The sequence below is a fragment of the Mycobacterium sp. genome, assembly GCF_035499775.1.
In the GTDB taxonomy this organism is placed as follows: domain Bacteria; phylum Actinomycetota; class Actinomycetes; order Mycobacteriales; family Mycobacteriaceae; genus Mycobacterium.
Window position 1 is genome coordinate 1 of sequence record NZ_DATJYB010000208.1, and the last position, 7,240, is coordinate 7,240.

The 7,240-nt window shown below is 67.3% G+C and carries 7 protein-coding genes and 1 pseudogene; 3 read left to right on the top strand and 5 right to left on the bottom strand.

Annotated features, from left to right (window positions below; translation table 11 throughout):
• Together ftsH and VML93_RS13765 are read right to left on the bottom strand one after the other, a co-directional pair.
• On the bottom strand, window positions 1-1,896 hold a 1,896-nt coding region (ftsH, locus tag VML93_RS13760), incomplete at its 3' end, for an ATP-dependent zinc metalloprotease FtsH (RefSeq protein ID WP_325611378.1).
• Between the two features lie 198 nt (window positions 1,897-2,094).
• Window positions 2,095-2,508 (bottom strand): VOC family protein, encoded by a 414-nt coding sequence (locus tag VML93_RS13765; RefSeq protein ID WP_325611380.1) that lies wholly within the window; start codon window positions 2,506-2,508, stop codon window positions 2,095-2,097.
• 66 nt (window positions 2,509-2,574) lie between these two features.
• Between VML93_RS13765 and VML93_RS13770 the strand changes: the two genes are divergently transcribed.
• From VML93_RS13770 to VML93_RS13780, 3 genes are read left to right on the top strand one after another with little or no spacing between them, the layout of a single operon-like run.
• Window positions 2,575-3,540, top strand: a complete 966-nt coding sequence (locus tag VML93_RS13770; RefSeq protein ID WP_325611382.1) for an alpha/beta hydrolase — start codon at window positions 2,575-2,577, stop codon at window positions 3,538-3,540.
• Window positions 3,540-4,727 (top strand): LLM class flavin-dependent oxidoreductase, encoded by a 1,188-nt coding sequence (locus VML93_RS13775; protein ID WP_325611384.1) that lies wholly within the window; start codon window positions 3,540-3,542, stop codon window positions 4,725-4,727. The genes VML93_RS13770 and VML93_RS13775 overlap by 1 nt, the downstream gene beginning before the upstream one ends.
• Entirely contained in the window at window positions 4,727-5,740 is a 1,014-nt protein-coding gene (locus tag VML93_RS13780) for a zinc-binding dehydrogenase (RefSeq protein ID WP_325611386.1), read from the top strand. The genes VML93_RS13775 and VML93_RS13780 overlap by 1 nt, the downstream gene beginning before the upstream one ends.
• Here VML93_RS13780 and VML93_RS13785 read toward each other — a convergent pair.
• The 3 genes and pseudogenes from VML93_RS13785 to VML93_RS13795 all read right to left on the bottom strand — a co-directional run.
• Window positions 5,737-6,291, bottom strand: a complete 555-nt coding sequence (locus VML93_RS13785; protein WP_325611387.1) for a hypothetical protein — start codon at window positions 6,289-6,291, stop codon at window positions 5,737-5,739. The two genes, VML93_RS13780 and VML93_RS13785, sit on opposite strands and share 4 nt — an antisense overlap.
• Before the next feature lie 9 nt (window positions 6,292-6,300).
• Complete coding sequence (locus VML93_RS13790; RefSeq protein WP_325611389.1) at window positions 6,301-6,654, bottom strand: type I secretion protein TolC; 354 nt, start codon at window positions 6,652-6,654, stop codon at window positions 6,301-6,303.
• 12 nt (window positions 6,655-6,666) lie between these two features.
• Window positions 6,667-7,240: pseudogene (locus tag VML93_RS13795) on the bottom strand (hypothetical protein); the annotation flags it as partial.

A 7,240-nucleotide genomic window follows, 5' to 3' on the forward strand; every position in this document is an offset into this window, starting at 1 on the left:
GCCGGGCGTCTTGATCGGCGGCTTGTCCGACGGGATACGGCCGCCGAAGTCGTCGAACATCGTGAGCCGGGGCCGCTTTTCGACGTCGCCGAAGATCGCCTCCAGCTCGGGGCGGTGCAGGGTTTCCTTTTCCAGCAGCTCGCCGGCCAGCGTGTCGAGCACGTCGCGGTATTCGGTGAGGATCTCCCACGCCTCGGTATGCGCCGCCTCGATGAGCTTGCGGACCTCGTCGTCGATGTCGCGGGCGACCTCGTGCGAGTAGTCGGCCTGATTGCCCATGGTCCGGCCCAGGAACGGGTCGCCGTGTTCGGTGCCGTATTTGACGGCGCCGAGCTTGGAGCTCATGCCGTACTCGGTCACCATCGCGCGGGCGACCTTGGTCGCCTGCTCGATGTCGGAGACCGCGCCGGTCGTCGGCTCGCGGAACACCAGCTCCTCGGCGGCGCGCCCACCCATCGCGAAGACCAGCTGGGCGATCATCTCCGAACGGGTGCGCAGGCCCTTGTCTTCCTCGGGTACCGCGACGGCGTGCCCGCCGGTACGTCCCCGGGCCAGGATCGTCACCTTGTATACCGGGTCGATGTCGGGCATCGCCCAGGCCGCCAGGGTGTGGCCGCCTTCGTGGTAGGCGGTGATCTTCTTCTCCTGCTCGCTGATGATCCGGCCCTTGCGCCGTGGGCCGCCGATCACCCGGTCCACCGCCTCTTCCAGGGCGGGCCCGGTGATGACGGTGCCGTTCTCGCGGGCGGTCAGCAGCGCGGCCTCGTTGATGACGTTGGCCAGGTCGGCGCCGGTCATGCCGACGGTGCGCTTGGCCAGCCCGTCCAGGTCGGCGTCGTTGGCGATGGGCTTGCCCTTGGAATGCACCCGTAGGACGGCCCGGCGACCGGCCAGGTCGGGGTTGGACACCGGGATCTGCCGGTCGAAGCGGCCGGGCCGCAACAGTGCGGGGTCCAGGATGTCGGGGCGGTTGGTTGCTGCGATGAGGATCACACCGGCGCGGTCGCCGAAGCCGTCCATCTCGACCAGCAACTGGTTCAGCGTTTGCTCGCGCTCGTCGTGGCCGCCACCCAGGCCGGCGCCTCGTTGGCGACCCACGGCGTCGATCTCGTCGACGAAGATGATGCACGGGCTGTTCTGCTTGGCCTGCTCGAACAGGTCCCTGACGCGGGAGGCGCCGACGCCGACGAACATCTCGACGAAATCCGAGCCGGAGATGGTGAAGAACGGGACCCCGGCCTCACCGGCTACGGCGCGGGCCAGCAGCGTCTTGCCGGTCCCCGGCGGGCCGTAGAGCAGCACGCCCTTGGGGATCTTGGCGCCCAGGGCCTGGTAGCGGCTGGGGTTCTGCAGGAAGTCCTTGATCTCGTAGAGCTCCTCGACCGCCTCGTCGACGCCGGCGACGTCGGCGAACGTGGTCTTGGGCATGTCCTTGTTCAGCATCTTGGCGCGGGACTTCCCGAAGCCGAAGCCCATCCGGGCGCCGCCCTGCATGCGGGAGAACATCACGAACAGGCCCACCAGCAGCAGCAGCGGCAGCACATAGACCAGCAGCTCGCCCAGGATGCTGCCTTCGTTGACGACGGTGCTGACCTTGGCGTTCTTGGCATTGAGCGCTTTGAACAGGTCGACGGCGTAGCCGGTCGGGTATTTGGTGATGATCTTGACGGACCCGTCGGTGTCGCCGTTGGCTTTGTTCAGGGTCAGGCGCAGTTGCTGCTCACGGTCGTCGATCTGTGCGCTCTTGACGTTGCCGCTGTTGATCTGGTCCATCGCCACCGAGGTGTCGACGGGCTTGTAGTCGCGGGTGTCGTTACTGAAATAAAAAAACGACCAACCGAGCACCACGACAACAGCAATCGCCGTGATGGTGCGAATCACGTTTTTCCGGTTCATTAATCATCGGCCTTGTCGGCCAGGTCCTTCCCCGATACTCGCAGCTGCAAAAGTCCAGGTTACCGCTCGTGGGTATGGCCAGCTCCCGCCGCTATCTCTGTCGGTTAACGACCGGGAGTTCCCGCAGCGCGGCCGAGTGTGCGCCCAGCATCACGTTCGGCGCCCAGCGTGCGGCCAGCCGCACGCTCGGCGGGCGAATTAGTCGTAGTACCGGGCCTCCACCACATTGCCGTCCGGATCGGCGAAGTAATAAGCGTGGTGTCCCCAGCCTCGGGCCCCGAAGCTACTGCTCAGCCGCGCACCGGTGTCGACGCCGGCGGCCTGCAGACGTTGATCCAGCGCTTCGTACTCGTCCTTCGACATGGCAAGGCAGACGTGATTGACCGGATGGCCCGCGCTGCCCCCTACCTTGGTCGTCGACTCAGTACTGGCTGCGTTTTCCACGGGTATCAGGTCGATGATCGAGTCCTCGCAGACGCGGACGCTGGGAAACGGGGCCTCTCCGGACTCGAACTCGCTGAACCGCACGGGCGCAAGCCCGATCACCCGCGAGTAGAAATCCATCGCCGCCCGCGGATCCTTCGTCCACAGAACGATGTGATCCAAGCGCATACACCAATTATGCTGCGCGGCTTGCCCACCCTTCTCAGCCCGATGCGGTTGTGATTTGGTGAGACGGTGCCCCTTGCGACCGAACGGTTAGTCGACACCAACGGTGTGCGGCTGCGGGTGATCGAGGCCGGCGACCGCGGTGCCCCCACGGTGGTGCTGGCCCACGGCTTTCCCGAACTGGCCTATTCATGGCGACGTCAGATTCCCGCCCTTGTCGACGCCGGCTACCACGTGCTGGCACCCGATCAACGCGGTTACGGCGGCTCTTCATGTCCGAACGCTGTCGAGGGCTATGACATCCACCACTTGAACGGCGACATCGTCGGGTTGCTCGACGACGTCGGCGCCGAGAAAGCCGTGTGGGTCGGCCATGACTGGGGTGCCATCGTGGTGTGGAATGCGCCCCTGCTGCACCCCGACCGAGTCGCGGCCGTGGCCGCGCTCAGCGTCCCCCCGGTGCCGCGGCCGAAAACACCGACGACGCAGGCACTTCGACGGATATTCGGCGAGACCTTCTTCTACATCCTGTATTTCCAGGAGCCGGGTGTCGCCGACGCCGAGCTCAACGGTGACCCCGCCCGAACGATGCGCCGGCTGTTGGGCAGCCTGCGCACGTCCGGCGATCCGAGCGCGGGCATTCAGATGCCGCCCCCCGACGCCGAGGGCTTCATCGATCGGATTCCGGAGCCCGACGGTCTGCCCGACTGGCTCAGCCAGGACGAACTCGACCACTACATCAGCGAATTCACCCGAACGGGGTTCACCGGCGGGCTGAACTGGTACCGCAATATGGACCGCAACTGGGAGACCACCCCGGAACTGGCCGGCGCCAAAACCTCGGTGCCGTGCTTGTTCATCGGCGGGGCGGCCGATCCGGTGTTGATGTTCACCCGACGAGACCGGGCCGCGGAGGTGGTCTCCGGCCCGTATCGGGAGGTGATGCTCGACGGCGCGGGACACTGGCTGCAGCAGGAGCGACCGGACGAGGTGAATGCGACGCTGCTGGAATTCCTGAAAGGACTGCAATGGTGATGACTGGCCCACTACGGTTCGGCGTCTTTATCACGCCGTTTCATCCGACCGGCCAATCCCCCACGGTCGCACTGGAATACGACATGGAGCGGGTCGTCGCGCTGGACCGGCTGGGGTACGACGAAGCGTGGTTCGGCGAACACCACTCGGGAGGTTACGAGCTGATCGCCTGCCCGGAGGTGTTCATCGCGGTCGCGGCGGAGCGGACCAAGCACATCCGGTTGGGTACCGGAGTGGTGTCGCTGCCCTACCACCATCCACTGATGGTGGCCGACCGCTGGGTGCTGCTGGACCACCTGACCCGCGGGCGGGTCATGTTCGGCACCGGTCCCGGCGCGCTGCCGTCGGACGCCCACATGATGGGCATCGATCCCGTCGACCAGCGGCACATGATGCAGGAGTCCCTCGAGGCGATCCTGGCGCTGTTTCGCGCCGGACCCACCGAGCGAATCGACCGTCACACCGACTGGTTCACCCTGCGCGACGCGCAACTGCACATCCGCCCTTACACCTGGCCCTACCCGGAAATATCCACGGCGGCAATGATTTCCCCGTCCGGGCCGCGGCTGGCCGGGGCGCTGGGCACGTCGCTGCTGTCGCTGTCGATGTCGGTGCCGGGCGGCTACGCCGCGCTGGAGAACACCTGGGAGGTGGTGCGCGAGCAGGCCGCCAAGGTCGGCCGCGACGAGCCCGACCGCGCCGATTGGCGGGTGCTGTCCATCATGCACATCGCCGACAGCCGCGACCAGGCGATCGACGACTGCACCTACGGGCTACAGGATTTCGCGCAATATTTCGGCGCCGCGGGGTTCGTCCCGCTGTCCAACGAGGTCGAAGGCGCGCAGTCACCCCGCGAGTTCGTCGCAGACTATGCGGCCAAGGGAAATTGCTGCATCGGCACACCCGACGACGCGATCGCCCACATCGAAGACCTGCTGGAACGGTCCGGAGGTTTCGGGACACTGCTGCTGCTCGGCCATGACTGGGCCTCCCCGCGAGCCACCTACCACTGTTATGACCTGTTCGCGCGCAAGGTGATTCCCCACTTCAAGGGCCAGCTTGAGGCCCCGCGGTCGTCACACGAGTGGGCCAAGGGCAAGCGCGACCAGTTGATCGGCCGTGCCGGTCAGGCGGTGGTGAACGCGATCACCGAACACGTCGCCGAACACGAGAAGGCGCAGAACTGATGCGCGCCTCGGTATTGCGCGACGGGCGCATGGTCTATCGCGACGACGTGCCCGACCCGGTACCCGGGCCGGGCCAGGTGCTGGTCGCCGTGCGGGCGTGCGGAATCTGCGGATCCGACCTGCATTTCGCCGCCCATGGCGCCCGGGTGCTGGAGATGAGCAATCAGGTGGCAGGTGATGCGGGCGGCATGGACGTCGACCTGAACCGCGACATCTTCATGGGTCATGAATTCAGTGCCGAAGTGCTGGAAGCCGGACCCGACACCGAAACCCATGCACCCGGAACGCTGGTCATATCGCTGCCAGTGTTGTTGTCCGCCAAGGGTGCCGAGCCGATCGTCTACAGCAACAGGACGATCGGCGGTTACTCCGAACGGATGCTGCTCTCGGCACTGTTGCTGACGCCCATCCCCAACGGCCTGGACCTCAAACACGCCGCCCTGACCGAACCGATGGCGGTCGGGTTGCATGCCGTCAACAAGTCGAACATCCAACCCGGCGAGACGGCCCTGGTACTCGGTTGCGGACCGATCGGCATCGCCATCATCGCGACCCTGCGGGCGCGTGGTGTGGAAAGTATTGTGGCAGCTGATTTTTCGCCGAAACGGCGGGAACTGGCGACGACCATGGGCGCACACCAGACGGTGGATCCGGCTCAGGGTTCGCCGTTCGACACGGTCAAGGCGGCGGTGGTGTTCGAGGCGGTCGGGGTACCCGGAATCATCGACGACGTACTGCGACGGGCGCGGCGGGGTACCCGACTGGTGGTCGCCGGGGTGTGCATGGAGCCCGACACCGTGCATCCATTCTTCGCGATCGCCAAAGAGATCAACGTGCAATTCTCGCTCGCATACGGGCCCGAGGAGTTCGCGGATTCGTTGCGCGCATTGGCCGAAGGCGACATCGACGTCGCCCCGCTGATCACCGGCGAGGTCGGCCTGGACGGTGTCGGCGCGGCGTTCGACGACCTGGCCGACCCCGAACGGCACTGCAAGATCCTCGTCACGCCCTAGTCGCCCGCCCGCGCCGCCGCACAGATCAAACCGTAGCGAATCCGCAAGCGGCGCAAGTAGTACCAGTCCCATGCCCAGCCGCCGGCCAGTGTCAGTCCCAACCCGGCCCAGACCACGCCCTGGGTGAAGTTCCCGGTGACGATCGGGATCACTGCGGCAACGGCGAACAACGCCAGCGACACCAGCCGCAACACCCAGATGCTCCGGCCGGGCCGGCGGCCGGCGGCGGCGACGTCGGCAAGTTCCATGGCTGCGGCCAGAACCTCTGGGTCGGCGGGGATCTCACCGCCAGAGACGGCTCGAATGGCTTGGGAGCGCTCTGAGCTGCTGAGCCCGGAGACTGCGGCAACATACGCGCGGTGCTTCGGTTGCTGCTGCGCGGCCATCAGCCCGCCGAGGGCCAGGCTGATGACCACGGACCATCCGGCGACGGCCGGGTTGTCGAGAACTGGGTAGATCAACCCCCACACCACCACCACACCCAGTGCGAGCAGCGAGGTAAAGACCGCCCAGCGAACCCACCACGGGGCCCCCAGCAACCGGAACGACATGGCTGAAGCCTATGGCAGCTGCACGTATGCCCCGCCTAGCGCGCCCGGATCGAACCGCGGATCGCTGGGCGCGAGGTAGTGCGCGAAAAGGTTCATCACCTGTTCGTGCACACTCTCGCGGGTGCGCTGCAGCACGTCGGTGATGATCTGCTCGAGTTCGACGTTGGTGTAGTTGGTCAGCGCCGACGGGTCGATGTCGAGGGCGGTCAGCGTGCCGTTGCTGTCGAAACGCGCCGCCACCGCGTCGTGGAACCGCTCGACCTCGATGCTGTCGACGGCGGCATTCCACGCCGCGTGACGGGCGCGCCAGTGCGCGATCGTCGCCTCCACCTGGGCTACGTACTCGTCGTCGGTCAACTCCACCAGCAACCAGCCTCACTCCCGTGGCCGGTCGTCGCGCGACCGGCGTGTCTCTCGGCGACCCTTGACCGGCTCGGAGTTCGGCGGCGTCTCGATCCGCAGCCGCCGCTCGGCATAGAGCTGGCGTTCGGCTTCGCCGCCGCCGCCACCGCTGCCCTGCCCGCCCATGGGGCCACCCATCATCGGCGACATCATGCCCCCGCCCATCGGCGCGCCGGCTATGCCCCCCGCACTTGCCGGTGGCGGCGCCGCCGCGCTGACAGTGGCCGGCGCCGCGGTCGCGGGCACGCCGGCGGCAGCCGCCGGCGCCACCAGCGGCCCGGCCGGAGCCGATGCCGGCTCGGTGCCGCCGGCGTGCCCACCACCACCGCCACCGGGACCCTTGCCGCTGTCCTTGCCACCCCCGGGTGATCCGCCGGGATGTTCGCCGGACCCGCCGGGATGCTGTCCGGCGCCGCCGGGCGGATGCGCGCCGCCCGCCGCCGAACTGGCGGTCTGCGCCAGGCCGCTGGCCAGCTGACCCGTCATCCCGCCCAGCTGGCTGGTGGCGCCGGTGGCCGCCCCCAGCAGACCCCCGACGCCGCCGGTC

Coding starts and splice junctions, on each gene's coding strand:
- VML93_RS13765 (WP_325611380.1), bottom strand. CDS start 2,508: ATGCGCTTGGATCACATCGTTCTGTGGACGAAGGATCCGCGGGCGGCG.
- VML93_RS13775 (WP_325611384.1), top strand. CDS start 3,540: ATGACTGGCCCACTACGGTTCGGCGTCTTTATCACGCCGTTTCATCCG.
- VML93_RS13780 (WP_325611386.1), top strand. CDS start 4,727: ATGCGCGCCTCGGTATTGCGCGACGGGCGCATGGTCTATCGCGACGAC.
- VML93_RS13785 (WP_325611387.1), bottom strand. CDS start 6,291: ATGTCGTTCCGGTTGCTGGGGGCCCCGTGGTGGGTTCGCTGGGCGGTC.